The following is a 23,473-nucleotide window of genomic DNA, read 5'->3' as shown; positions in this document are numbered from 1 at the left end:
AGCCTCTTAGGGGCTTCTCCAGATCAGACGAACCATGTTCAGCCCGCTTGTCACGTTTCCTGCGTTGTACATCGCTACCTTATTAATGCTGGCCGGTTCTGGCCTGTTCACCACCTATATCGGCCTGCGCCTGACCGAGCAGGGCGTTGGGGATTTCTGGGTGGGCGGCCTGATGGCCGCGTATTACCTTGGCCTGGTCTTTGGCGGCAAGCTGGGCCATCGGCTCATCGCCAATGTAGGGCACATCCGCTCCTATGTTGCCTGTGCAGGGGGAGCGACCGTGACGGTGCTGGTCCACGTCCTGACGGATCACCTTGGCGTCTGGCTGGTCATGCGTTTCGTCATGGGCATCATGATGATGAACCAATACATGGTCATCGAAAGTTGGCTCAATGAGCAGTCCGAGAATCACCAGCGAGGCAAAGTATTCGCTGGCTACATGATTGCAGTGGACATGGGGCTGGTTGTGGGGCAGGGCCTTCTGGCCGTGCACCCGGCGCTGGACTACAAGCCGCTGATCCTGGTGGCGATCTGCTTTGCGTCTTGCCTGATTCCGATCGCCATGACGCGGCGCGTCCACCCGGCCAAGCTGATCGCAGCGCCGCTTGATCTCAAATTCTTCTGGCAGCGTGTGCCTCAATCGCTCGTGACAATCTTTGCCGCCGGTTTGATGGTAGGGGCGTTCTATGGCCTGGCGCCGGTATACGCTAGCCGCAATGGGCTGGATACGGCCCAGTCGAGCCTGTTTGTAGGTATCTGCATTGTGGCGGGATTCTGTTCCCAATGGCCCCTGGGCTGGCTATCGGACCGCTTTGATCGTTGCAAGCTGATCCGTGGCAACGCCGTGCTGTTGTGCCTGGCCGCAATACCCATGTGGGGGCTGTATACCCTGCCGTATCACCTGCTGCTGGCAACCGGTTTCCTGACAGGCATGCTGCTGTTTACGCTGTATCCGCTAGCGGTGGCGTTTGCCAACGATCATGTGGAGTCTGAGCGTCGGGTAGAGTTGTCGGCCATGCTGCTCACTACGTATGGCGTCGGTGCCTGTATTGGACCTTTACTGTCCGGTGCTCTGATGAATCAGTTCGGCCCGGGCATGTTCTATATTTTGGTTTCGGTTTACGCCGTAATTCTAGTGCTCTGGGTTCAGCCGCGCTTTGTAACAGGGGAGCATCGCCTGGACGAAGCACCGCTGCATCACGTGGCCATGCCAGATACGGTTAGCCCGATGGCCGCAACGCTTGATCCACGTGTAGACGAGGTACCGGAAGCCCTTATGGTGGATGCGCCTCCCAGTATCGGGCCGTCTACCGACTCGCCACCGGATGAGAAAACGAAAGGTCAATGAAGGCTGCACGCTGTTTCTGAACAGACAGTCACCATAGCGGCGTAGTCTTGTTAAGAAGAAAGCCCGATCAAAAGGTCGGGCTTTTTCATGTCGCCAGCATCAGGCTTGAGACGCCTGGGTGCGCTGCTGGTTATCAATCATGCGATCAACTGTCTGCTGGGAGCCGTTCTCGGCCAGTTCAGGATTAAGCCGACGCTGCTGACGGTTGATTAGCCGATCCAGGGTCTGTTCCGAGCCGTCTTCAGCTAACTGAGGATTCAGCTGCTGCTGTTGACGATCGATAATCCGGTCCAGGGTCTGCTCGGAACCGTTTTCGGACATCAAGGTTTCTTCCAGCGTTTTGGTTTGGCGGTTGATCATGCGATCTATGGTCTGGTAACTGCCATTCTCAGCCAGAACCGGTGCGTCGCTGGAGAAAGTAGGGGTAGCGGCAAAGACATTAGCGGCCAGAACGGTAAGCCCGATACCCAAGAGAGATGAACCTTTCATGATCTGTTTCCTCGATAGGATTGTTTTGACAGATTCAGTATCGGTTCCAGTTAATCGATAAAAAAATAGATCGCAGGCATATCAAACATCAGTGCCAGTGATGTGAAAAAGAATAGTTATCAGGCTGGTTGATAGTACCGCTCCGCTTGGGCTGGCAGGAGGGTTACAGCTTGAACAGATCCCTGACCGCTCGTGCGTACTCCCGGGTACCCACAGACATGCTGTTGGTATGAGTGCCGCCTTCGACCAGTAGAAGCCGTTTGGGCTCGCGGGCCTTTTCGAACAATGCCTGGCTGAAGCGTGGCGGTATGTAGCGGTCGCTTGTACCGTGAACAATCAACACCGGCATATCGACTTCAGCGATTTTGTCGATGGAGTCGAATTTTTCCGACATGATCCAGCGAATCGGCAAGGACGTGTCGATTACGGCCGCTGCGGCATCGGCCAGTGAAGTAAAGGTGGACTCGATAATGAGGCCGGCAGCGGCGGCTGGGTCGCCCTGAGGATCTTTGTTCTTGGAAATTTCGCGAGCCAGGTCAACGGCTACGGCTCCGCCCAGTGAGTGGCCATAGATGTAGCGTTTGCCAGGGTCCGGTTGGAATTCGACAAGACGTTTCCAGGCGATCCGTGCATCTTCGTAGACCGTGCGCTCCGAGGGCAACTCGCCGGGGCTTTCACCGAAACCGCGATAGTCAATGGCCAGGACCGAATAACCCAGGTTGCGTAGCGCTGTGATACGGCGAACTTGCGCAGTAAGGTTCCAACGGGTGCCGTGCAGGTAGAGCGCGGCTGGTGCGTCCTTGCGGGCCACAGGCCACCACCAGGCATGGATGTACTGGGTTTCGCTCAAGCCGGTCGTGACCGGAATATTCAACTCCTGAACTCCAGACGGAATACCGGCGAACCAGCTGGCTGTGCCGGGTTCGATGTTGAACACCAGCTCACGTTCCTTTTGGGCCAGTTGTGAGCAGCCCACCGGCAAGCCGACGCCAATAAACAGCACGAGCAGAATCAAGGGCAGCCAGCGGCGTGGAGCAGAAGAAGATGAAGAGATAGTCATAGGCTAGATCAGTAGGATCGAACGGCTGCAAGGGAACTGCATGCACCTTGTTCATGAAGACCCATGATCGCTAAAGCGGTTCGGTTGCAGCCTTTAACAGATGTTTCGTTGAACGGCTGCGCCTGACTGTCGTCAGAGAAAGTGAGACAGCTAACAAATGGAGTACTTTATGCTTAAGTTTATCGGCGGTACCGCAGGCGTTATTTTTATCATTGGCCTGATCGTGGTAATCGGCATTCTAAAACTGATTTTCTGATGCGCCCTTTTCGAGAAGCCCACCCTGTAAGCGGTGGGCTTTTCTTTTGGCAGGGGATTCGCTCTGCCTTATTCCTCTTCGTCTTCGGACAGCTCGTCAAAGTCGTCGGGTGATAGTTCAGCCTCTTTGCGCTCGGGTGCCACGGGTGATGCTTCGTTAGCCATGTCCGATCTCCTCGTTGAAAGGGTGCTCTTGTATGAGGGGGCCCGCGAGGAGAAGTTCTTTTCGGCGACTTAAGGTATATCCGTTGAACCCTTGCCTAACGATTTTTGCATCAGCACAACATCATGCCAGCGGCCAAACTTAAGCCCGACCTGCTCCAAGACGCCTACATGACGGAACCCTAAGCTGATATGCAGGCCGATGGAACCAGCATTATCGCTGCCGCCAATAAGGGAAACCATCTGTCGCCAGCCACCGGCTTCACAGCGCTCCAATAAAGTCATAAGCAAGGATTTACCTAGTCCACGTCCCTGCCAACCGTCCTCCAGGTAGATCGTATCCTCCAGCGAAAACCGGTAAGCGGAGCGGGGATGATAAAAGCCAGCATAGCTGTATCCACGTACGTGCCCGTCAACTTCGGCCACAAGGTAGGGAAGACCGGCCTGACGAATCGTGGCGTAACGTCGCTGCATTTCGACGACATTAGGAACAGCCTCTTCAAAGGTCGCCGTTCCGTAAAGAACATGGTGGGCGTAAATGGTTTGGATGGCAGGAATATCCGTTTCGAGAGCATCGCGAATGAGGGGCATCGTCAGGGTCCATGCACGGGGTGATTCGGCAGTGATACACCTGATGTAAGGCATAAGCAAGCTGGTTTGGGTGGTGAGCCGATAGGGTTAGATCAGCAAGCCTTCACTACTCTCAGCGGCGAGGGTGATGCTGTAAGGGGCATGCGAACCGTAAGCGATGCTAGGGCTCTGAATGGTAAGGCTACTGAGAGACCTGCCATGATGACCAATGCTGCACCACCGCTCGGCCCGGTCCTGGAAACTGGGCTCTACGTGGCGGACCTTAATCAGGCCCGCCACTTTTATGAGTCTTTGCTGGGCTTGCGGGTAATGTTTCACGATGACCGGGTGGCCGCGTATGACGTCGCGGCCGCTAATGTTTTGCTGCTCTTTCAGCGGGGCACGACCGATACACCCGCGCAATTACCTGGTGGGACCATTCCCCCGCACGACGGTACCGGGCGGTTGCACTATGCCTTTTCCATCGCACCAGAGCATTTGGAGCTTTGGCGCAACCACTTGGCCGCCCATGACATCACCATAGAAGGCGAAGTGAAATGGCCCAAAGGCGGGGTCAGCCTGTACTTTCGCGATCCGGACGGCCATCTAGTGGAATTGGCTACGCCCGGCCTGTGGGCTAACTATTGATTCGAGCTGTTCGCCTCTTGCCGCAATAGCTTCTAAGCTGATCGCACGTACCCACGAGAGGCTGACGATGAGCAAGATCATTCTGATTACCGGCGCAAGCCGAGGCATTGGCCGTGAAACCGCTCGACTCGCCGGGCAACGTGGCTGGCGAGTCGGCGTGAACTATACGGCGGACGAGGCGGCGGCGCGGTCCTGTGTTGAACTGGTTAAACAGGCCGGCGGAGAGGCTATTGCCGTTCGGAGCGATGTGTCGTCCGAAATGGATGTGCTAGCCATGTTCGACGTGATACAGGAACGCTTTGGCGGCCTGGACGGCCTCGTCAATAACGCCGGGATTACCGGTGCGTCGCTGCAACTGGCCGATATGCCGGCCGACCGCATGAAGCGCATGTTCGATGTGAATGTCTTCGGGGCTTTCCTGTGTGCTCGCGAAGCGGCGCGACGGATGTCCACCACGCGCGGCGGGCGAGGCGGCGTTATTGTTAATGTATCGTCCATTGCCGCCCGGTTGGGGTCGCCAAATGAATACATCGACTATGCCGCTTCCAAAGGCGCGATCGATACGATGACGATTGGTCTGGCCAAGGAGCTGGGGCCGCAGGGCGTGCGGGTCAATGTTGTGCGGCCAGGGCTGACATTGACCGATATCCATGCCAGCGGCGGCGATCCCGACCGCGCTAACCGTTTGGGTGTTACCACCCCAATGGGGCGTGCAGGCGAGCCTGCAGAAATTGCGGCAGGTATCATCTGGCTACTATCGGACGAGGCATCCTATGCCAGCGGCGCTATCCTGGATATTTCCGGAGCACGCTGATCACCCTCGCGTGTAATTGAACCCCTTCCGTTCGTCGTTGACGTATAGAAGAGACGGTGCAGTGCCATCGCTGCACTTTGCGAACGGCGGACGGGAGAGCGGCGTGACACGAGGACCAAAGCTCATTGCCTGGACACTGGGCAGCCTGGTGGGAGTGCTGGCTGTTCTGTTAATCGTGATTTCAACGTTCGACTGGAACCGGCTCAAGCCGACGATCAATGAAAAAGCCTCTGCGGCCCTGAACCGGTCGTTTGCCATCGAAGGCAATCTGGACGTGAACTGGGCGCGTGAAACCGATCAGGGCGGCTGGCGTGCCTGGGTGCCGTGGCCGCATATCTCGGCGGAAAACGTGAACCTCGGTAATCCCGAGTGGGCTCGCGATCCGCTGTTCGTTCACCTGGATCGGGTCCAGCTGCGTATTTCGCCGCTCGCCCTGTTGCACAAGCAGGTCTACATCCCCCGTATCGATCTCACAGGGCCAGTTGCCAATCTGCAGCGGCTGGCTGATGGCCGCAGCACTTGGACGTTCGACCAGGATAAAAAGGAGGCTGATGCCGATACCACCGAGCCTTCCCCTTGGACGGTGGATATCGGCATGATCGGCTTCGATGCCGGGCGCGTTAGTTATGACGATGCGATCGTGCAGGCCAACGTCAAAACCACCGTGACCTCGCTTGATGCGCCGATCGCTTATGCCGATATCGTCGGACAAGCGGGTACGCAGCGGCAGCGGGCGAGTGTCAAACAGACGCAGGCGCTTCAGTTCGGCTGGACTGTCGACGGCACCTACAAACAACAGCCGGTCCAGGGCAACGGTAAAATCGGCGGCTTGCTGGCTTTGCATGATGCCGAGGAGCCGTTTCCTATTCAGGCCGATGTTCGCGCTGGTGCCACTCACCTGAATGCATTCGGAACCCTGACCGAACCGCTCAAGCTCGGGTCGTTGGATTTGCGGCTAAAGCTGTCCGGGCAGAGCCTGGCGCAGCTCTATCAACTCACAGGGGTGACGTTGCCGGAAACCGGTCCTTATTCCACGGATGGCCATCTTACCGTCGTGCTCAATGACCCGGCCGGTGCACTGTTTCGCTATGAAGAGTTTTCCGGGCAGGTCGGACAGAGCGACCTGCACGGTACTCTGGAATACACGGGCAGAAAACCGCGAGCGAAACTTATTGGCGAACTCACATCCAATCAGCTTCGATTTGCTGATCTGGCACCTCTGATTGGTGCCGATTCGGATGAGCAGAAACAGGCGCGGGGAGAGGAGAGCAAGCAACCGCCTGGCAAGGTACTGCCGGTATCCGAGTTCCAAACCGAGCGCTGGCAAGCGATGGATGCTGATGTGAAGTTTACAGGCCAGCGCATCGTGCAAGACGAAGCGCTACCTCTGAGCGATCTCTATGTGCATGTGAAACTGAACGATGGGGTGATGCTGATTGATCCTCTGCGCTTTGGTGCCGCCGGCGGTGCGCTCAACGGTACGGTTCGGCTGGAAGGCAATAAGTCGCCTATGCCGGCGCGGCTGGATGTGCACGCCCGCCGGATCAAACTCAAACAGTTGTTTCCTACCGTTGAGGCGATGCGTGACAGCCTGGGCGAGCTCAATGGCGACGCTACCTTGTCCGGAACGGGCAATTCCGTAGCTGCCTTGCTGGGGAGCAGTGATGGAGAGCTCAAGCTGTTAATGAACGACGGCGCGATCAGTCGGAGCCTGATGGAGATCGCCGGCCTCAATCTCGGCAATTACCTGGTGACGCGGTTGTTTGGCGATGAAGAGGTAGACATCAATTGCGCGGTAGTCGACCTGGGTATAAAAGACGGACTGGCCCGTACACGCGCTTTTGTCTTCGATACCGAAAATGCCTTGATTGAGGTCAGCGGCACTGTGAACCTGGCTACCGAACGGATCGATCTATCCATCAATCCGCACAGCAAGGGTATCCGGATCTTCTCGCTACGCTCTCCTTTATATGTTCGCGGAACGTTCGACGACCCTGATCCGGGCGTGAAGGTTGCTCCTCTCGCCGCCCGGGGCGCCGCCGCTGCGCTATTGGCCACGGTTGTCGCGCCTGCTGCCGGATTGCTTGCTCTGGTTGCGCCCAGTAACCGTCAGGATAACCAGTGCGTAGGGCTTCTTGAGCAGATGAAAGGGGGGAACTAATCGCCGTCAGCCGTTCATCTTTTCCCCCTTAGCGAGACGACCGCTCAGCGGTTCTGGCAGAACAACCTGGCGCCAACTACCCTCAAAAAAGGTGTATGTCACTCAGGGAGATACTAGCCATGAGCGGTACGAATAGAGAGTATGAAATTCACTACAAACTACTGGGTGAACCGCACACCGATCGTATTACCGACCTGGATGTACCGGTTACCGATGTTATTCGTGAACTGGCTACCAAGCACCTAATCGCCGTCAATGACGCCCAGTACCGGCTGTTCGATTTCGAGCCAGGCTTACCTATCGTGGGCATCAGCGATGTCTCGATCCATAAGCTCGAGGACGAGGTCATGCAATGATCAGGCTATGGGCCAGCGTGTCCGTGCTGCTTGGTGTCTTGTTGCTAAGCGGCTGTTCCACATCAACCGTTGTGACGTTGCAGGACGGGACACAATACGTTACGCAAGACAAGCCGACGACCCAGACGGCCGATGGCTTTTATGAGTTCAAAGACATTGGCGGCCGACACATCCGTGTTCGCGCTGACGATGTAGCCACTATTAAAGCCGAAGACTGAAAACGTCTGAACAGGAGGTCTCATGTCCCGTGGTGACAAGTCAGCTTACAGCGATAAGCAAAAGCGTAAAGCCGAACACATCGAAGAGAGCTACGAAGCCAAGGGCGTGTCAAAAGACGAAGCTGAAGCACGTGCCTGGGCGACGGTTAACAAGCAGTCCGGTGGCGGCAACAAAAGCGGTTCCGGCACTCAAAAAAGCGAGACCGCCAAGCGCGCCGACCGTAAGGATTCTGCCCGCCGGGCCTCGGCTACCAAACATGGGCATTCACCTAATGCCGGCCGGGCATCGTCTAGCCGTGGGCGCCGCGGCAGTACTTCACTGAGCGACATGACCCGCGATGAACTTATGAAGAAGGCGGCCGAGCAAGATGTTCATGGACGCTCCCGCATGAGAAAAGATGACTTGATAAAGGCGCTGAGTTAAAGCGCCTCATTTAGCCGCACAATACGCTACTGCGCTGTTATCAATAATGCGCCCCTGTAGGCCAGCACTGGGTGCTGGCTACTTAAGCAGGGTACTGGTTCGCTCAACGGCCCAGCTGCGTTAGCAGGGCATGCGCTGCCGACTCGGAAGAGGCCGGGTTTTGGCCGGTAATCAAATGACCTTCAGTCACAACGTAAGGTGCCCAATCAGTGCCCTTGCTGTACAGGCCGCCTTTTTCCTGAAGCATGTCCTCTACTAAAAAGGGCACAACGTTTGTTAATTGCACCGCTTCTTCCTCGGAGTTGGCAAAACCTGTTACACGCTTGCCTTTGACCAGCGGCTCGCCATCGGCTCCCTTGACCTGACGTAGCACGCCGGGCGCATGGCAGACCAGCGTGGTAGGTTTACCTGCTGCATAAAAAGACTCAAGCAGAGCAATGGAATGAGCGTCTTGCGCCAGATCCCATAAGGGGCCATGACCACCTGGGTAAAACACAGCGTCATAATCGCCGGCTTTTACAGTGGATAGTGCCACGGTATGGGCAAGGGCTTTTTGTGCCTCTGGGTCTTTACGGAAGCGCTGTGTGGCCTCTGTCTGCGCATCAGGCTCGTCACTTTTGGGGTCCAGCGGAGGCTGGCCACCTTTTGGGGACGCCAGGGTCAGTGTAGCGCCGGCTTCTTTGAATACGTAATACGGCGCAGCCAATTCCTCCAGCCAAAAACCGGTTTTCTTGCCGGTATCGCCTAATTGGTCATGGGAGGTCAATACGATGAGAATCTTCATAGTCTTGTCCACGTTAAATACCTGTTTTGGCTCGTTTAGGGATGAGCACTCAGGTTTATGGACACCTTGCCGGTAAAGACAATTCAGATTACTACGGGACGTTTGCTTTTGTACTGTTCAGAACTGGCGGCATTGTGCGGCCTATAACGCGGCAATAGGCAAGCGACCCGACATAAGCTTCTCATGTTGAACATCCGGAGCCTTGGGCAAGGCTCCGGGTGAGTTAGCCTCAGCGCTTTCTCGGCACGGGCTGCTGTTGGGTAATGCAATGAATATTGCCACCGCCTAACAGGATTTCCCGACCTGGCACCTGAACGATTTCACGCTCAGGGAAGCAGCGTTGCAGAACGGCCAGAGCTTCGGCGTCTTCCGGTACGTCAAAGGAGGGTGCAATGATGGCGCCGTTAACGATCAGGAAGTTCACATACGATGCCGCAAGGCGCTCGCCCGATTTACGAGGCTGGCTGCCCACCGAGGCATCGACCGTTTCGTATTCTTCGTCCGTGGCATACAGCGGCCCTGGGGTCGGAATCTTGTGTACCGTGAACGAACGGCCCTTGGCATCTTTGGTGTTTTCTAGTACTTCGAGTGCTGCGCGGCAGCGGGCGTAGTTTGGGTCCTGTGGATCGTCGCACCACGTCAGCAGCACCTCGGCTGGCCGCACGTAGCAGCAGAAGTTATCCACATGGCCATCGGTTTCATCGTTATAGAGGCCATCCGGCAGCCAGACCACTTTGTCTACGGCCAGATAATCGCTGAGTATCGCCTCGATCTCGCGCTGGGACAGATGCGGATTGCGGTTGCGGTTGAGCAGGCATTCTGCCGTGGTGATCAGCGTGCCTTCACCGTCCACGTGGATGGAGCCGCCTTCCAGAACAAACTCTTCGGTCCGGTAACGCGGGCAGCTTTCCATCATCAGGATCTTGCTGGCAACCTGATCGTCTCGTTTCCAGGGAAAATACAGACCACCTACAAGACCACCCCAGGCGTTAAATGCCCAGTCCACGCCACGCACTTCGCCTTGGTCGTTGATAACAAAGGTCGGTCCAGTATCACGGGCCCAGGCGTCGTCATTGCTGATCTCGACGACACGGATTGCCGGGTGATTCAGACGTGCGCAGGCGTTGTCGTATTGTGCGGCCGAAACGCCTACCGTTACTGGCTCGAAGCGCGCAATAGCCCGCGCAACTTCGGCAAAGGCCAGTTGGGCCGGCTTGGCGCCCAGGCGCCAGTTATCGGTGCGCTCAGGCCAGATCATCCAGACCTGCTTTTGCGGCTCCCATTCTGCCGGCATGCGAAAGCCTTCGGCGCGAGGGGTCGAGGCGAGCAGACTCATGATTGCAATTCTCCATCAAGGGTTTTGATCGGGCCGTACAGGTTCAGGCGACGGTCACGGAACACACCCCAGGCACTGCGGATATGTTCAAGTTGATTCAGGTCGAACGTGTGGACCACTACTGTTTCTTTGGTTTCACCGGCTTCCTCGACCTTGTACCGAACGGGTCGGTGATAAAGGAGGAGCCGTAAAAGGTAATGTTGTAATCATCCTGTGCTTTTGTGCCGATGCGGTTGGATGCGATCAACGGCATCAGATTGGCACCGGCTTGGCCTTGGCGCTGCCAGTGAGCGCGTGACTGAATGGTCTTATCGTGCGGCTCACCATGGGGCTCGGTTGGGTAGAACAGCAGCTTGGCATCCATGACGGTTATGCAACGTGCGCTTTCCGGAAACAGTGATTCCAGGAAATGCTCGTGCCAATGCGGGTCATAGTGTCTGTCTGCATCAGGTAGTTGATGAACGTGTAAGCCAGGACAGGATTACGAGATTTGCTTGGAATCGCTAGGTTGTCAACGAATATATAGGAGCCTTCCTGGGAACCATACAGGAAACCGGCCGATCTGCCTTTTGTGCACTGATGGCTTCGCCAATGCTCGGCTGACGAGGCATATGAAAGGCAGATATTTATCAACACCCTAATAGCGTTTTCCGGGTTGCTCGATGAGCTGCGCCTGGGAAAGGCTACCTTGGCGGTTCAATAAAGCGGGAAGAACGTAAATGGAGCCCGCCCAAGCCGTTCGACAGCATTCGCTTTTCCAAGCCATATTCCGTCTCGCAGAAGCGGAATATGGCTTGGTATTACAGTTAGACGGTGTGCAGGTACCAGTTGTATTCGAGGTCCGAAATGGAGTGCTCGAATTCCTCCAGCTCATGCTCCTTGCAGGCTACAAAGATATCGATGTATTTCGGGTCGATATAACGCGCCATGACTTTACTGTCATCCAGCTCGCGCAAGGCATCACGCAGGTTGTTCGGCAGGCTCTGCTCGTGCTGCTCGTAAGAGTTGCCTTCTGTTACGGGAGGCGGTTCAACCTGGTTGGTCAATCCGTGATGAACCCCAGCCAGTAGGCCTGCCAGCAGGAGGTAAGGGTTCGCATCAGCGCCCGCTACCCGGTGTTCGATACGCAACGCCTCGGGATTGCCTGTCGGGATGCGTAGTGCCGTTGTCCGGTTGTCCAGCCCCCAGCTAGGTGCGTTGGGTACATAGAACTGCGAGCCAAAGCGGCGGTAGGAGTTAACGTTCGGGCAGAGGAAGGCCATCGAGGCAGGCAGGGTCTCGAGCACACCGCCGACGGCATGACGTAATGCGGCGTTCTGCTCGGGATCCTCGCTCATGAAGATGTTGTTGCCATTCTTGTCCAGAAGCGAAATATGCACGTGCAGTCCATTGCCCGCCTGCCCGGGGTAGGGCTTGGCCATGAAGGTTGTGTCCATCTCATGATCATACGCGATGTTTTTGATCAGCCGCTTGAGTAGCACTGCATAGTCACACGCCTTGATCGGGTCAGCCACATGATTGAGGTTGACTTCGAACTGTGCTGGCGCCGATTCGGCCACTACGGCTTCGGCCGGAATATTCTGGGCACGGGCACCGTCAATGATGTCTTGCAAGCAATCGGCATATTCGTCGAGGTCGTCGATGGAGTAGACCTGAACGGATTGAGGGCGTTTGCCTGAAATAGGCGAGCGGGGCGGCTGGGGTCGACCGTTGATATTTTCTTGGTCGATCAGATAGAACTCGAGCTCGAAGGCCGCGACTACCGTAAGTTCCAGCTCGGTGAAGCGCTCCACGACCTGACGCAGCACTTCGCGCGGATCAGCGAAGAAGGGCGAGCCTTCCATTTCGTGCATGGTCATTAACAGCTGTGCGGTAGGACGTTTTTGCCAGGGCTCCATGGCGAGCGTTCCGGCGATAGGAAAGCAGACGCGATCGGCATCGCCAATATCGAGGCCTAGGCCTGTGCTTTCTACGGTAGAACCGGTGATATCGAGTGCGAAGAGTGAGGCGGGTAGGTTAATTCCTCTTTCGAAAACTTTGGGCAGACTGTTTCGGTCGATGCGTTTGCCACGCACCACGCCGTTCATGTCCGAGATGAGAAGGTCGACGAACTGCACTTCAGGATGTGCCTGGAGGAAGTCAGTCGCTTCATTCAAGTGAACGGCACGCGGGGGTACCGACATGATGCAACACCTATCGTTGTTAAAAATATCAATCAGCGGGGGACTTCAGTTAGGAGTCAATCTGAAAGACTCACCAAAGTCAACTTTGCTCTGTTTTAGTGCTCTTTCTCCAAAATTGCGCATTCTGAGCGAGCATTTCGGCGAGTGAGACTTGTTTTACGAACAGCTGGGAAGCTAGCCGTTCAAGCTCGTGAGACAGTTGTAGAAAAAATTGAACGGTACTACTCTCGAAACAACTCTCATACAGGCCAACCATAACGGGTGTCCCATGTCGTGTCTGCCGTTAATCGGCGTCACCGCCTGCACCAGGCAGCTCGGTTTGCATCCCTTTCATATCGCGGGCGACAAATATCTGCGTGCGGTTGTCAGCGGTTCCGGGGGGCTGCCCATGGTTATTCCAGCGTTGGGTGATCTCATCGATCCAGGCGCGCTGCTTGAGCGCCTGGATGGCCTGCTGCTTACCGGCTCGCCGTCGAATGTAGAGCCGCATAACTACCAGGGCTTGCCTAGCGAGCCGGATACGCTTCATGATCCCGAGCGAGACCGCATGACACTGCCGCTGATTCGCGCGGCGGTAGAGGCAGACATTCCGCTATTAGGAATCTGCCGCGGTTTTCAAGAGATGAACGTGGCGTTTGGTGGCAGCTTGCATCAAAAGGTGCATGAAGCCGGCCCGTTCATGGATCATCGTGAGGATCCTGACATGCCGGTTGAGGTTCAGTACGGTACTCGTCACACGGTCCGCATACAGCCGAATGGCCTGTTCGCACGCTTGGGGGTGCCTGCCGAGTTCGAGGTCAACTCCATTCATAGTCAGGGCGTCGATCGGTTGGCGCCGGGTCTGCGGGTTGAAGCGCTGGCCTCTGATGGTTTGGTCGAGGCGTTTTCGGTCGAGTCTGCTACATTCGCGCTAGGCGTACAGTGGCATCCGGAGTGGCAGGTGCGTAACAATCCGCACTATCTCGCGATTTTCAATGCTTTTGGCGAGGCCTGTCGCCACCGCGCCGGGCTGCGCTGACGAGGGTAACTCGTTGTTCGTATCGTCCTGCCCGGACAGCCGGATTCAACGTACCTTCCGGGCAGGGTTTTTCAAAACCTTGAGGTCTTTATGGCTAACCAGCTTGACCAGCTCACCCAATGGTTGAAAGAGCACAAGATCACCGAAGTTGAATGTCTGATCTCTGATCTTACAGGCATTGCACGTGGTAAAATTTCGCCCACGTCCAAGTTCATCAACGAAAAAGGCATGCGTTTGCCGGAAAGCGTCCTGTTGCAGAGCGTGACCGGCGATTATGTTGAGGACGACATCTACTACGAACTGCTCGATCCCGCCGATATCGACATGTTCTGCAAGCCCGACGAAAATGCCGTCTTTCTAGTGCCCTGGGCTATCGAGCCTACCGCCCAGGTCATTCACGACACTTATGACAAACAGGGGCGGCCCATTGAGCTGTCGCCGCGTAATATCCTCAAAAAAGTTCTCAAGCTGTATGCCGACAAAGGCTGGAAGCCGATCGTTGCGCCCGAAATGGAGTTCTACCTCACCAAGCGCAGCGACGACCCTGATTATCCCCTGCAGCCGCCGGTAGGGCGCTCCGGGCGTCAGGAAACGGGCCGGCAGTCCTTTTCAATCGACGCGGCCAACGAATTCGATCCGCTTTTCGAGGACATGTACGACTGGTGCGAGGCCCAGCAGCTGGATCTGGATACCCTGATCCACGAGGAAGGCACCGCCCAGATGGAAATCAATTTCCGACACGGTGACCCGCTGCATCTGGCTGACCAGATTTTCGTTTTCAAGCGCACCATGCGCGAGGCAGCACTCAAGCACAACGTGACGGCTACCTTCATGGCCAAGCCCATGACCGGAGAACCGGGTAGTGCCATGCATCTACACCAGAGCGTGGTGGACCTGAAAACCGGCAAAACCGTCTTTTCGCTGGTGGATGGCTCCATGACCGATCTGTTCCGTCATCACATAGGCGGCCTGCAAAAATATATCCCGGAAATCCTGCCGTTATTCGCGCCTAATGTGAATTCGTTCCGCCGTTTCCTGCCGGATACCTCCGCGCCGGTCAACGTGGAGTGGGGCGAAGAGAACCGTACCGTGGGACTACGCGTGCCGGATTCCGATCCACAGAACCGGCGTGTGGAGAATCGTCTGGCAGGCGCTGATGCCAACTCGTACCTGGCGCTGGCGGCCAGCCTCTTGTGCGGTTATCTCGGCATGATCGAAGGTATTGAGCCCAGCGCACCGGTGAAAGGGCGCGGCTATGAACGGCGTAACTTACGGTTGCCGCTAACCTTGGAGGCGGCGCTGGAGCGGATGGAGCAATCGCTCACAATGGAGCAGTACCTTGGCAACCGCTTTACACGAGGGTATGTCGCGGTGAAGCGGGCCGAGCACGAAAATTATAAAAGGGTCATCAGCTCGTGGGAGCGGGAGTTTCTCCTGATGAGTGTATGACCCGCCTGCGCCGGCTAGCCCGGCGCGTGTTTAAAGAGGGACGTACCATGAACGACGACATGAAGGCGACTAACCGGACTGCCCAATGGCAGGCGCTCAGTCGGGACCACCACCTGCCGCCTTTCACGGATTACAAGCTGCTCAATGCCAAGGGCGCCCGCATCATCACCCGCGCCGAAGGCGTCTACCTGTGGGACAGCGACGGGCATCGTATCCTCGATGGCATGGCCGGGCTGTGGTGCGTGAACGTAGGGTATGGCCGGGAGGAGTTGGTTCAGGCCGCGACCCAGCAGATGCGTGAGCTGTCGTATTACAACCTGTTCTTCCAGACGGCCCATCCGCCAGCTATTGAACTGGCCCAGACTATTGCCGACTTGGCGCCGGAGGGGATGAATCATGTATTTTTCACCGGCTCGGGCTCGGAATCCAACGACACCGTGCTGCGTATGGTGCGTCACTACTGGGCGACCAAGGGGCAGCCAGAGAAAAAGGTCATCATCGGCCGCTGGAATGGTTACCACGGCTCGACGGTGGCAGGCGTCAGCCTGGGCGGAATGAAGGCTCTGCACGAGCAGGGCGATCTGCCTATTCCTGGCATCGAACATATTGTCCAGCCGTACTGGTACGGCGAAGGCGGTGATATGAATCCAGACGAGTTTGGCGTCTGGGCAGCCGAGCAGTTGGAGAAAAAGATTCTCGAAGTGGGTGAGGACAAGGTTGCCGCCTTTATTGCCGAACCGATCCAGGGGGCAGGCGGCGTAATCGTCCCACCAAAGACCTATTGGCCGAAGATCCAGGAGATTCTGGCCAAATACGACATTCTTCTCATCGCTGATGAGGTTATTTGCGGCTTTGGCCGGACCGGCGAGTGGTTCGGCAGCCAATATTATGGTCTGAAGCCGGATCTCATGCCGATCGCCAAAGGGCTGACCTCTGGCTATATCCCTATGGGCGGTGTGATCGTTCGCGACCGTATCGTCAAGGTGCTTAACCAGGGCGGCGAGTTTTACCACGGATTCACCTATTCCGGGCATCCGGTCGCGGCCGCGGTTGCGCTGGAAAATATTCGTATTCTGCGGGACGAAGGGATCGTCGAGCGAGTCAAAAGCGAAACGGCACCGTATTTGCAGAAACGTTGGCAGACGCTGGCTGATCACCCACTAGTGGGCGAGACAAGAGGCGTGGGGATGGTGGCCGCGTTGGAGCTGGTTCGCGACAAACGAACCAGGGCACGCTTTACCGACCGTAGCGCAGGCATGATCTGCCGTGAGCATTGCTTTCGTAATGGGTTAGTCATGCGGGCTGTGGGCGACACCATGATCATTTCGCCACCGCTGATTATTAAGCCTGAACAAATCGATGAGCTGGTGACGTTGGCACGCAAATGCCTGGACCAGACGGCAGCCGATTTAAACGGGTAAACGCGGAATTGACTGCTTGACTGCCTGGTTAAGACGGCAAATGAGGCAAGGATTATACGCTCGCTCTTGAGCCCTGCGCCCGACCTTGCCAGACTGCGCCGGTGCGTTGGCCAGACGCATCGGATGAGACACTAATAACGGTCTCGTCCGGATTACTTGAATGATCCTTTAGGAGCACTCCCGCATGAAAGTTTTTGGCAAGACACTGCTCGCACTCAGTCTGGCTGGCGCTTTCGCCGGTCACGCGATCGCCGACAACAAGGTTCTGCACGTTTATAACTGGAGCGATTACATCGCTGAAGACACCATTGCCGAGTTCGAAAAAGAGACCGGCATTAAAGTTGTCTACGATGTCTATGACAGCAACGAAGTGCTCGAGGCCAAGCTGCTGGCAGGCAAGTCCGGCTACGATGTGGTTGTTCCTTCCAACTCTTTCCTGGCCAAGCAGATCAAAGCAGGTGTCTATCAAAAGCTGGACAAGTCCAAGCTGCCCAATTGGAAAAACCTTGACCCACAGTTGATGAAAACCCTGGAAGTGAGCGACCCGGGTAACGAGTACGCGATTCCCTATCTGTGGGGCACTATCGGGATCGGGTATAACCCAGACAAGGTCAAGGCCGCGCTGGGCGACAATGCCCCGGTCGATTCCTGGGACCTTGTCTTCAAGCCCGAGAACATTTCCAAGCTCAAGAGCTGCGGTGTAGCGCTGCTGGATTCGCCTACCGAAATCATTCCGGCGGGTCTGCATTACCTCGGTTACAAGCCTGACAGCCAGGATACCAAGGAGCTGAAGGCCGCTCAGGATCTGTTCATGCAGATTCGCCCCTCGATTACCTATTTCCACTCCTCCAAGTACATCTCTGATCTGGCCAACGGCAACATCTGCGTGGCTGTCGGCTATTCCGGCGACATCGCCCAGGCCAAGGCCCGTGCCGAGGAGGCCCAGAACGGCGTGACCGTTAAATACAACATCCCGAAGGAAGGTGCCGGTACGTTCTTCGATACCATGGCAATTCCAAGGGATTCGGAAAACCCGGAAGGCGCACACGCTTTCATCAACTTCATCATGAAGCCTGAGGTTATCGCCAAGATTAGCGACTATGTGCAGTACCCGAATGGCAACAAGGAAGCTACTGCATTGGTAAGCGAGGAAGTCCGTAACGATCCTGGCATCTACCCGACCGAGGAGATCATGGCCAAACTGTATGCCTTCCCGGATCTGCCGGCCAAGGTGCAGCGGGCCATGACACGTAGCTGGACGACCATCAAGTCTGGCAAGTGACCCAACAATCTCCCCGGCATGACCGGGGAGATTGCTGATGGGGGCGCCCTGTTGCGTGGTTGTCTGCCTAATGGCGTCTGGTGAGCGCTGGGCCGCCTCCGTCTTTTGCCTGCGTATGTATTAACCATCCTTATAAGGAATCGGCCACCTCTGGAGTTATGGACTGGCCCTAATCAAGAGGACGAGAACGTGTTTCCTTTCCTTCGCAAAACGCTGCTTGTTTCCGTGGCCGCCTTGTCCATGACCGGGTTGGCAAAGGCCGAACCGGTCGTGCATATCTACAACTGGAGCGATTACATCGGCGAGACTACGCTAGAGGATTTCCACAAGGAAACCGGCATCAAGCCCGTCTATGATGTATTCGATTCCAACGAGACCTTGGAGGGCAAGCTGCTTGCTGGTCACACCGGCTACGATGTCGTAGTGCCGTCCAACCATTTCCTGGGCAAGCAAATCAAAGCGGGCGCTTTCATGCCGCTCGACCGCAGCCAACTGCCCAACTGGGAAAACCTCGATCCTGCACTGCTCAAACAGCTCGAAAAGAACGATCCGGGTAATACGCATAGCGTTCCCTACTTATGGGGAACCAACGGCATCGGATACAATATCGACAAGGTCAAGGAGGTGTTGGGCACCGACACGATCGACTCCTGGGCCGTGCTGTTCGAGCCGGAGAACATGAAAAAGCTGGCCCAGTGCGGCGTCTCTTTCATGGATTCGCCGGATGAAGTCATTCCCGCCATGTTGCAGTATCTGGGGCTCGACCCTAACAGCACTAAGGCCGACGATTACAAGAAAGCTGAGGCCAAGCTCCTCGCCGTCCGCCCCTACGTGACCTATTTTCATTCCTCGAAATACATCTCGGACCTCGCCAACGGCAACATCTGTGTAGCGTTCGGCTATTCCGGTGATGTTTTCCAGGCGGCATCACGTGCCGAGGAGGCCGGAAAGGGCGTCAAGATCGCTTATGCCATTCCCAAAGAGGGTGCGAACTTGTGGTTTGACCTGTTGGCCATTCCCAGGGACGCGGCCAACGTGAAGGAGGCGCATGCTTTCATTAATTATCTGTTACGCCCTGACGTGATTGCCAAGGTGAGCAATTATGTGGGTTATGCCAATCCTAATCTCAAGGCGGGCGAACTGATGGACCAGGAGGTGCGGCATGACGAGACGGTCTATCTGCCTCAGGCGGTGATGGACAAGCTGTACGTCATGGCTGAGCTGCCACCGCAGGTGCTGCGGATGAGTACACGGAGTTGGACCCGAATCAAGTCGGGTAAATAGCATTCATATCAATAGCCTGTTCGGCGACATGCATGACAGGCAGGTTGGGGCTGGGGCAGAAGGCGGAAAAGTCCGCCAGGCCAGGCCTGCCTGTGTGACGATCGAGCAGGATTCCAAGACCCTGGGGAGTACATAATGGCGATAGCCTCCGGTGCCTTTAAAAAAGCCGTGACCGGTGTTCAGCAGAGCAAAGAAGTGCTGGTGAAGATCGATCGGGTAACCAAGAAATTCGATGAAACAGTGGCGGTCGATGATGTATCGCTGACTATCAACAAAGGCGAGATTTTTGCACTGCTTGGTGGCTCCGGTTCTGGTAAATCCACGCTCCTGCGCATGCTGGCAGGATTCGAGCGGCCTACCGACGGCCGGATCTTTCTCGATGGTCAGGACATTACCCATATGCCGCCTTATGAGCGGCCGATCAACATGATGTTTCAGTCCTATGCGCTGTTCCCGCATATGACGGTCGAGCAGAACATCGCCTTCGGTCTCAAACAGGACAAAATGGGCAGAGACGAGATCAATCACCGCGTGAGTGAAATGCTCAAGCTGGTCCACATGTCTCAATATGCCAAGCGCAAGCCGCATCAACTCTCCGGCGGCCAGCGCCAGCGGGTAGCGCTGGCACGGTCCTTAGCCAAACGGCCCAAACTCCTGCTGCTCGATGAGCCCATGGGGGCTTTGGATAAAAAGCTGCGCTCGCAAATGCAATTGGAACTGGTAGAGATCATTGAGCGTGTGGGCGTGACCTGTGTGATGGTGACGCACGATCAGGAAGAGGCCATGACCATGGCTCAGCGCATCGCGATCATGCATCAGGGTTGGATCGCTCAGGTTGGCAGTCCAATGGATATCTACGAAACCCCGGCCAGCCGTCTGGTCTGTGAGTTCATTGGTAACGTTAACCTGTTCGAAGGCGAACTTATTGAAGACGATGCCGGCCACGCGATCATAGCCTCGCCCCAACTCGAGCGGCCTGTCTATGTGGGGCACGGTATCAGTACTCGGGCTGAGGAAAAGCACGTTACCTATGCGATCCGTCCAGAAAAACTGTTAATGGGTAACCGCCTGCCAGAGGATCACGAGCATCCTGATTACAACTGGGCAAGCGGTACGGTACACGATATTGCGTATCTGGGCGGGCACTCGGTGTACTACATCAAACTTCAGTCTGGCCAATTAGTGCAGTGCTTTATCGCCAACGCCGAGCGTCTCGGCAAGCGTCCGACATGGGACGATCCGGTAGTGGTGTATTGGGAAGACGACAGCGGCGTGGTGTTGCAATCATGAATCTAAAGAAACTGTTCGACGGCCGCCGCCTGGTCATCGGCGTGCCGTTCGTGTGGTTGATCCTGTTCTTCCTGCTGCCGTTCGCCATTGTGCTGAAGATCAGTTTCACCCTGGCTGATGTCGCGATTCCGCCTTATACGGAAATCCTGACCTATGCGGACCAGCAGTTGGATATCGCCCTGAACTTCGGGAATTACCTGATGTTCACGGAGGACACGCTGTACCTTGATGCATACTTGGGCTCGCTCAAGATCGCGACGGTTAGTACGCTGGCCTGTTTGCTCATTGGCTACCCGATGGCTTATGCGATTGCCCGCGCACGTAAGGACCTCCAGACGGTACTGCTCCTGCTGATCATGATGCCGACTTGGACGGCCATTCTGATCAGGGTCTATGCCTGGATGGGGTTGTTGTCCACCAATGGCTTGATCAATGAATTCCTGATGGGGATCGGGCTCATCGACACGCCGTTGCGACTGCTCAATACCAACTTCGCGGTCTATCTGGGGATCGTCTATTCCTATTTGCCGTTCATGATCCTGCCCCTCTTCGCCAACCTGGTGAAGCATGACCTGACACTTCTGGAGGCTGCGGCTGATTTAGGTGCGAGCCGTTTCACCAGTTTCTGGAGGATAACTGTGCCGCTGTCTAAAAATGGCATTATCGCAGGCTGCATGCTGGTCTTTATTCCTGCAGTAGGCGAGTTCGTGATTCCAGAGCTCCTGGGTGGACCAGAGACGCTCATGATCGGACGTGTGCTCTGGCAGGAGTTTTTCAACAACCGCGACTGGCCCGTGGCATCCGCCCTGGCGGTAGTGATGTTGCTGATCCTGATCATTCCCATCGTGCTGTTCAATAAGAATCAGGCGAAGGAAATGGAGGGCAAGCTATGAGAAGCCTCAAGTTCACGAATCTGATGCTGGTACTGGGCCTTGTGTTCATCTACCTGCCCATGGTTATTCTGGTCATCTACTCGTTCAATGCTTCGCGGCTGGTAACGGTCTGGGGTGGCTGGTCGGTGCACTGGTATACAGGCCTGCTGGACAATGCGCAGCTCATGGGCGCGGTGGGGCGTTCGCTCGAGATTGCCTTCTATACCGCTATCTCCTCGGTCATTCTCGGTACGTTGGCGGCCTTTGTGCTGACGCGGATCCCACGCTTCCGCGGCCGTACGCTGTTCGGCGGCATCGTGACGGCGCCCTTGGTCATGCCGGAGGTAATCACCGGTCTGTCCTTGCTGCTGCTGTTTGTATCGATGTCCCAGTTCATCGGCTGGCCGAGAGAGCGGGGCGTAATGACCATCTGGATTGCTCACACCAGCTTTTGTGCATCCTATGTGGCGGTTGTCGTGTCGGCGCGTCTTCGAGAGCTTGACCTGTCGATTGAGGAAGCTGCCATGGACCTGGGCGCACGTCCCTGGAAGGTATTCCTTTTGATCACGATTCCCATGATCGCGCCGTCGCTGGCAGCCGGTGGGATGATGTCTTTTGCGCTGTCGCTGGATGACCTCGTGTTGGCCAGTTTCGTCTCGGGGCCGGGCTCGACCACGTTACCCATGGAGGTGTTTTCTGCGGTGCGTTTGGGCGTTAAGCCGGAAATCAACGCCATCGCCAGTCTTATTCTGCTGGCCGTCTCGCTGTTTACTTTCCTCGCTTGGTATTTTACCCGTCGCGCCGAGAAGAAGCGTATGGAGGGTCTGCGTGAGGCAATGGAGTCCACCACGGCTGAAAGCATTAATGAGCGTGATGTAGAACGTTTCACGGCACCGCCAACCAATAGCTGACATAAAAAAGCCCGTCGAGAGACGGGCTTTTTATTCACTGGATAAAAAGCAAAGGAGCGCTACTGAGGTAAACGCTATAAGTCAGCTCTTGCATAAAAACACATGTTTAATTGCCGGAGAGTCCAGTAAGTCCTGATTGGCCTGGGCTCTTGGCGGCGCCAGGCCGTGCAACGAAGCTAGGCAGTTTCACAGCAAAATTCAGGCTTGGCTTGATGAAACATTGAGCGTGTATAGCACCTAAACTAAGCATCGGTTCTCAAAAGTGTGTTGTAGCTTATTGGGATATCAGCCTGATACCGACCTTGGTCAAGAGCAAGACGCCTTGCGGGTCAGAATCACTTGATCAATAGCCTGAGCCAACCCATTTTGATCTGCTTCTGCTACTACGTGCTGGGCAAAGGATTTGACCTTGTGTTCGGCCTGTCCCATGGCAATGGCAAAACCTGCTCTTTCAAGCATCGGGATATCGTTTTCCCCGTCACCAATGGCAACAGTGTGCTCGAGCGGTACGTCCAGCCACTTAGCCAGAGCATTCAAAGCCTTGCCTTTCGTCGCTTCAGCAGCGGTGATGTCGAGGTAATAGGGTTGTGAGCGAACGGTATGCGCCTGCTCGCCCAGCGCGGCTTCGATCTCTGGTTGCAGAGCCGCCAGATGCTCATGATCAGCGCTTACACCAACCAACTTGTCGACCCGGTCAAGGTACTCGTCGAAGCGGTCGACAAGAACAAAGTCGTACCCTAGAGCCTTTTGTTCGTGGCCAATGTAGGGACATTCCGGATTGAGAATCAGCCATTGATCATTAGCGAAAAGCCAGACATCGATGCGGTCCTGACTCAACTGCTCTAGAGCACTCTGCACCGTTTCGCGTGGAAGGTGATGGGTCTTGAGTGGTGAGCCGTCCGGGAAGATCAGGGTGCCGCCATTAAAGGCCGCGACGGGCAGGGTGATATCCAGCGCCTCGATAAGCCAATGCATAGCGCGCGGTGGCCGGCTACTGACCAGCGTAAAGTCGATACCCGCTTCTTTCAGCCGTTTGACGGCTGCGATGTTGATGTCGCTCAACTGCTTGTCGGAATGCAGCAAGGTACCGTCCACATCCGACAGCATTAGTCTGTAGCAAGGTGAATCCGTCATCATC

At 56.0% G+C, this 23,473-nt stretch carries 23 protein-coding genes and 1 pseudogene; 16 read left to right on the top strand and 8 right to left on the bottom strand.

The genetic code is table 11. The annotated features are described in order from the left end of the window. Positions 1-34 precede the first annotated feature (34 nt). Positions 35-1,348: an MFS transporter gene (locus IQ22_RS16935; RefSeq protein WP_145144139.1), complete on the top strand. Its 1,314-nt coding sequence runs from the start codon at positions 35-37 to the stop codon at positions 1,346-1,348. Positions 1,349-1,447: 99 nt separating this feature from the next. On the opposite strand, the gene IQ22_RS16930 is transcribed toward IQ22_RS16935, so the two are convergent. Both IQ22_RS16930 and IQ22_RS16925 read right to left on the bottom strand, forming a co-directional pair. Beyond that, the gene (locus IQ22_RS16930) at positions 1,448-1,837 is read right to left on the bottom strand and encodes a hypothetical protein (protein ID WP_145144137.1); all 390 of its coding nucleotides are present in this window, start codon (positions 1,835-1,837) and stop codon (positions 1,448-1,450) included. A 163-nt stretch (positions 1,838-2,000) separates the two neighbouring features. Continuing rightward, positions 2,001-2,897, bottom strand: a complete 897-nt coding sequence (locus IQ22_RS16925) for an alpha/beta hydrolase (RefSeq protein ID WP_145144135.1) — start codon at positions 2,895-2,897, stop codon at positions 2,001-2,003. Positions 2,898-3,054: 157 nt separating this feature from the next. Between IQ22_RS16925 and IQ22_RS24305 the strand changes: the two genes are divergently transcribed. After that, complete coding sequence (locus tag IQ22_RS24305) at positions 3,055-3,153, top strand: small membrane protein YohP (protein ID WP_483247338.1); 99 nt, start codon at positions 3,055-3,057, stop codon at positions 3,151-3,153. Positions 3,154-3,386: 233 nt separating this feature from the next. Here IQ22_RS24305 and IQ22_RS16915 read toward each other — a convergent pair whose 3' ends face one another. Further along, positions 3,387-3,911 carry a GNAT family N-acetyltransferase gene (locus IQ22_RS16915; RefSeq protein ID WP_244309251.1) on the bottom strand — a complete coding sequence of 175 codons (525 nt, stop codon included), beginning with the start codon at positions 3,909-3,911 and terminating at the stop codon, positions 3,387-3,389. A gap of 192 nt (positions 3,912-4,103) precedes the next feature. Between IQ22_RS16915 and IQ22_RS16910 the strand changes: the two genes are divergently transcribed. The 6 genes from IQ22_RS16910 (at position 4,104) to IQ22_RS16885 (ending at position 8,505) form a co-directional block, all read left to right on the top strand. Next, on the top strand, positions 4,104-4,532 hold the full coding sequence (locus IQ22_RS16910; RefSeq protein ID WP_145144131.1) for a VOC family protein: 429 nt from the start codon (positions 4,104-4,106) through the stop codon (positions 4,530-4,532). A 67-nt stretch (positions 4,533-4,599) separates the two neighbouring features. After that, complete coding sequence (locus tag IQ22_RS16905; protein ID WP_145144129.1) at positions 4,600-5,346, top strand: SDR family oxidoreductase; 747 nt, start codon at positions 4,600-4,602, stop codon at positions 5,344-5,346. A gap of 103 nt (positions 5,347-5,449) precedes the next feature. Beyond that, positions 5,450-7,507 carry an AsmA family protein gene (locus IQ22_RS16900; protein ID WP_145144127.1) on the top strand — a complete coding sequence of 686 codons (2,058 nt, stop codon included), beginning with the start codon at positions 5,450-5,452 and terminating at the stop codon, positions 7,505-7,507. Positions 7,508-7,626: 119 nt separating this feature from the next. After that, positions 7,627-7,863 carry a hypothetical protein gene (locus tag IQ22_RS16895; protein ID WP_145144125.1) on the top strand — a complete coding sequence of 79 codons (237 nt, stop codon included), beginning with the start codon at positions 7,627-7,629 and terminating at the stop codon, positions 7,861-7,863. Then, positions 7,860-8,081 (top strand): YgdI/YgdR family lipoprotein, encoded by a 222-nt coding sequence (locus tag IQ22_RS16890; protein ID WP_145144123.1) that lies wholly within the window; start codon positions 7,860-7,862, stop codon positions 8,079-8,081. The genes IQ22_RS16895 and IQ22_RS16890 overlap by 4 nt, the downstream gene beginning before the upstream one ends. Positions 8,082-8,103: 22 nt before the next feature. Beyond that, positions 8,104-8,505 (top strand): Rho termination factor N-terminal domain-containing protein, encoded by a 402-nt coding sequence (locus IQ22_RS16885; RefSeq protein ID WP_145144121.1) that lies wholly within the window; start codon positions 8,104-8,106, stop codon positions 8,503-8,505. Positions 8,506-8,608: 103 nt separating this feature from the next. Here IQ22_RS16885 and IQ22_RS16880 read toward each other — a convergent pair whose 3' ends face one another. From IQ22_RS16880 to IQ22_RS16865, 4 genes and pseudogenes are all read right to left on the bottom strand, one after another. Then, positions 8,609-9,289 (bottom strand): type 1 glutamine amidotransferase domain-containing protein, encoded by a 681-nt coding sequence (locus tag IQ22_RS16880; protein WP_145144119.1) that lies wholly within the window; start codon positions 9,287-9,289, stop codon positions 8,609-8,611. A 229-nt stretch (positions 9,290-9,518) separates the two neighbouring features. Beyond that, positions 9,519-10,625 (bottom strand): agmatine deiminase, encoded by a 1,107-nt coding sequence (gene aguA, locus IQ22_RS16875; RefSeq protein WP_145144117.1) that lies wholly within the window; start codon positions 10,623-10,625, stop codon positions 9,519-9,521. After that, positions 10,622-11,051, bottom strand: a pseudogene (locus IQ22_RS16870) (nitrilase-related carbon-nitrogen hydrolase); the annotation flags it as partial. The gene aguA and the pseudogene IQ22_RS16870, both read right to left, overlap by 4 nt. A gap of 380 nt (positions 11,052-11,431) precedes the next feature. Beyond that, complete coding sequence (locus tag IQ22_RS16865; RefSeq protein ID WP_145144115.1) at positions 11,432-12,808, bottom strand: glutamine synthetase family protein; 1,377 nt, start codon at positions 12,806-12,808, stop codon at positions 11,432-11,434. A 268-nt stretch (positions 12,809-13,076) separates the two neighbouring features. Here IQ22_RS16865 and IQ22_RS16860 point away from each other — a divergent pair, with 268 nt between their 5' ends. The 8 genes from IQ22_RS16860 (at position 13,077) to IQ22_RS16825 (ending at position 22,335) form a co-directional block, all read left to right on the top strand. Continuing rightward, positions 13,077-13,826, top strand: coding sequence for a gamma-glutamyl-gamma-aminobutyrate hydrolase family protein (locus IQ22_RS16860; protein WP_145144113.1), 750 nt, complete (start codon positions 13,077-13,079; stop codon positions 13,824-13,826). Positions 13,827-13,916: 90 nt separating this feature from the next. Then, positions 13,917-15,275 carry a glutamine synthetase family protein gene (locus IQ22_RS16855; protein WP_145144111.1) on the top strand — a complete coding sequence of 453 codons (1,359 nt, stop codon included), beginning with the start codon at positions 13,917-13,919 and terminating at the stop codon, positions 15,273-15,275. A gap of 59 nt (positions 15,276-15,334) precedes the next feature. Continuing rightward, positions 15,335-16,696: an aspartate aminotransferase family protein gene (locus IQ22_RS16850; RefSeq protein WP_145144379.1), complete on the top strand. Its 1,362-nt coding sequence runs from the start codon at positions 15,335-15,337 to the stop codon at positions 16,694-16,696. Between the two features lie 184 nt (positions 16,697-16,880). Continuing rightward, positions 16,881-17,978 (top strand): polyamine ABC transporter substrate-binding protein, encoded by a 1,098-nt coding sequence (locus tag IQ22_RS16845; RefSeq protein ID WP_145144109.1) that lies wholly within the window; start codon positions 16,881-16,883, stop codon positions 17,976-17,978. 240 nt (positions 17,979-18,218) lie between these two features. After that, complete coding sequence (locus tag IQ22_RS16840; RefSeq protein ID WP_145144377.1) at positions 18,219-19,262, top strand: polyamine ABC transporter substrate-binding protein; 1,044 nt, start codon at positions 18,219-18,221, stop codon at positions 19,260-19,262. 135 nt (positions 19,263-19,397) lie between these two features. Continuing rightward, positions 19,398-20,552: a polyamine ABC transporter ATP-binding protein gene (gene potA, locus IQ22_RS16835; RefSeq protein ID WP_145144107.1), complete on the top strand. Its 1,155-nt coding sequence runs from the start codon at positions 19,398-19,400 to the stop codon at positions 20,550-20,552. Continuing rightward, positions 20,549-21,445, top strand: coding sequence for an ABC transporter permease subunit (locus tag IQ22_RS16830; RefSeq protein WP_425298878.1), 897 nt, complete (start codon positions 20,549-20,551; stop codon positions 21,443-21,445). Before potA ends, IQ22_RS16830 begins: the two co-directional genes overlap by 4 nt. Beyond that, a complete protein-coding gene (locus IQ22_RS16825) occupies positions 21,442-22,335 on the top strand; it encodes an ABC transporter permease subunit (protein WP_145144105.1) in 894 nt (297 codons plus the stop codon). The genes IQ22_RS16830 and IQ22_RS16825 overlap by 4 nt, the downstream gene beginning before the upstream one ends. A gap of 306 nt (positions 22,336-22,641) precedes the next feature. On the opposite strand, the gene IQ22_RS16820 is transcribed toward IQ22_RS16825, so the two are convergent. Continuing rightward, positions 22,642-23,469, bottom strand: a complete 828-nt coding sequence (locus IQ22_RS16820; RefSeq protein ID WP_145144103.1) for an HAD family hydrolase — start codon at positions 23,467-23,469, stop codon at positions 22,642-22,644. Positions 23,470-23,473: the final 4 nt, after the last annotated feature.

Origin of the sequence: Pseudomonas duriflava (assembly GCF_007830155.1) — a bacterium.
In the GTDB taxonomy this organism is placed as follows: domain Bacteria; phylum Pseudomonadota; class Gammaproteobacteria; order Pseudomonadales; family Pseudomonadaceae; genus Chryseomonas; species Chryseomonas duriflava.
This window is presented reverse-complemented; position numbering and strand designations above follow the sequence as displayed.

Bases quoted from the DNA above. Each gene is read 5' to 3' on its own strand.
- IQ22_RS16895 (WP_145144125.1), top strand. From the start codon at position 7,627: ATGAGCGGTACGAATAGAGAGTATGAAATTCACTACAAACTACTGGGT.
- IQ22_RS16850 (WP_145144379.1), top strand. From the start codon at position 15,335: ATGAAGGCGACTAACCGGACTGCCCAATGGCAGGCGCTCAGTCGGGAC.
- IQ22_RS16890 (WP_145144123.1), top strand. From the start codon at position 7,860: ATGATCAGGCTATGGGCCAGCGTGTCCGTGCTGCTTGGTGTCTTGTTG.
- IQ22_RS16845 (WP_145144109.1), top strand. From the start codon at position 16,881: ATGAAAGTTTTTGGCAAGACACTGCTCGCACTCAGTCTGGCTGGCGCT.
- IQ22_RS24305 (WP_483247338.1), top strand. From the start codon at position 3,055: ATGGAGTACTTTATGCTTAAGTTTATCGGCGGTACCGCAGGCGTTATT.
- IQ22_RS16855 (WP_145144111.1), top strand. From the start codon at position 13,917: ATGGCTAACCAGCTTGACCAGCTCACCCAATGGTTGAAAGAGCACAAG.
- IQ22_RS16885 (WP_145144121.1), top strand. From the start codon at position 8,104: ATGTCCCGTGGTGACAAGTCAGCTTACAGCGATAAGCAAAAGCGTAAA.
- IQ22_RS16925 (WP_145144135.1), bottom strand. From the start codon at position 2,897: ATGACTATCTCTTCATCTTCTTCTGCTCCACGCCGCTGGCTGCCCTTG.
- IQ22_RS16840 (WP_145144377.1), top strand. From the start codon at position 18,219: ATGACCGGGTTGGCAAAGGCCGAACCGGTCGTGCATATCTACAACTGG.
- IQ22_RS16910 (WP_145144131.1), top strand. From the start codon at position 4,104: ATGATGACCAATGCTGCACCACCGCTCGGCCCGGTCCTGGAAACTGGG.
- IQ22_RS16860 (WP_145144113.1), top strand. From the start codon at position 13,077: ATGTCGTGTCTGCCGTTAATCGGCGTCACCGCCTGCACCAGGCAGCTC.
- aguA (WP_145144117.1), bottom strand. From the start codon at position 10,625: ATGAGTCTGCTCGCCTCGACCCCTCGCGCCGAAGGCTTTCGCATGCCG.
- IQ22_RS16825 (WP_145144105.1), top strand. From the start codon at position 21,442: ATGAGAAGCCTCAAGTTCACGAATCTGATGCTGGTACTGGGCCTTGTG.
- IQ22_RS16865 (WP_145144115.1), bottom strand. From the start codon at position 12,808: ATGTCGGTACCCCCGCGTGCCGTTCACTTGAATGAAGCGACTGACTTC.
- IQ22_RS16830 (WP_425298878.1), top strand. From the start codon at position 20,549: ATGAATCTAAAGAAACTGTTCGACGGCCGCCGCCTGGTCATCGGCGTG.
- IQ22_RS16935 (WP_145144139.1), top strand. From the start codon at position 35: ATGTTCAGCCCGCTTGTCACGTTTCCTGCGTTGTACATCGCTACCTTA.
- IQ22_RS16930 (WP_145144137.1), bottom strand. From the start codon at position 1,837: ATGAAAGGTTCATCTCTCTTGGGTATCGGGCTTACCGTTCTGGCCGCT.
- potA (WP_145144107.1), top strand. From the start codon at position 19,398: ATGGCGATAGCCTCCGGTGCCTTTAAAAAAGCCGTGACCGGTGTTCAG.
- IQ22_RS16905 (WP_145144129.1), top strand. From the start codon at position 4,600: ATGAGCAAGATCATTCTGATTACCGGCGCAAGCCGAGGCATTGGCCGT.
- IQ22_RS16880 (WP_145144119.1), bottom strand. From the start codon at position 9,289: ATGAAGATTCTCATCGTATTGACCTCCCATGACCAATTAGGCGATACC.
- IQ22_RS16820 (WP_145144103.1), bottom strand. From the start codon at position 23,469: ATGACGGATTCACCTTGCTACAGACTAATGCTGTCGGATGTGGACGGT.